Here is a 788-nt window from a genome sequence, read left to right as displayed (position 1 = left end):
GCGGCGGGTAGGGATGTGACCAGGTAGGCGGTCTCGCGGCTGGTCTTGCCGCCGGTGGTGCGGGTACGGGTGATCCGGACGGCTTGCTGGGCGTGCGAGAACGCGATCCCGCCCGGGGTGTGCAGGGTGACGGCTTTGACGGTGCGGGTCTCTTTGCGCCCGTGACCGCGGTCGCGGGTGCGGTCACCGACCGGGATCTGCGCCCAGGGAACAGCTTTGAGCTGGGCGAACAGGGTGGGCTGGTTGCCCTTGGCCTGCAGTAACAGATGTGCTCCACGGCCGGTGATCTGCTCGGCGTGGCCGGTCTGGGTGTGCAGCGCGTCGGCGACGAACAGGACATCGGTCAGACTGCCGAGCACGGCCTCCACGGCGTCGAGCAGCGGGGTGAAAGCGGGAATCTCGTTGCTCTTCGTGTCGACGGTGACCTGGGCCAAGACGATGCCGGCACTGGTGTCCAGCGCCGACAGCAGATGCGTCTGCCGGCCGCCCGGCAGGCGTGCGCCACGCAGGGTCTTGCCGTCCACGGCGATCACCGTCCGGTAACGGCGCGGCCGAGCGGTCACCGGTTGCGTCCGGGTGTGCAGCCAGCCGGCCAGAACCTTGCTGATCAGCGTGGCGTCCAGGCGGATCAGCAGACGCCACACCGTGGTGCCGGCCGGCACGCCCCGGGTGAACCCGAGCCGCTGCTGGTCCGCCTCGTCCAGGTCGTACAGCCAGTCGGCGATCGCGGCGAACGACGAGGCGCCGGCCAGGACCGCGCAGACCGCGACGGTCAGCAACGCGGCCAG

Annotated in this window: 1 protein-coding gene; it reads right to left on the bottom strand. The window is 70.6% G+C overall.

The features are described from left to right. On the bottom strand, positions 1-788 hold a 788-nt coding region (locus tag F8271_RS31605), incomplete at both ends, for an ISAs1 family transposase (protein WP_370462011.1).

The organism is Micromonospora sp. ALFpr18c (assembly GCF_008868155.1).
In the GTDB taxonomy this organism is placed as follows: Bacteria; Actinomycetota; Actinomycetes; order Mycobacteriales; family Micromonosporaceae; genus Micromonospora.
The sequence above is the reverse complement of the archived record's forward strand: the minus strand, read 5'-3'. Positions and strand labels throughout refer to the sequence as shown.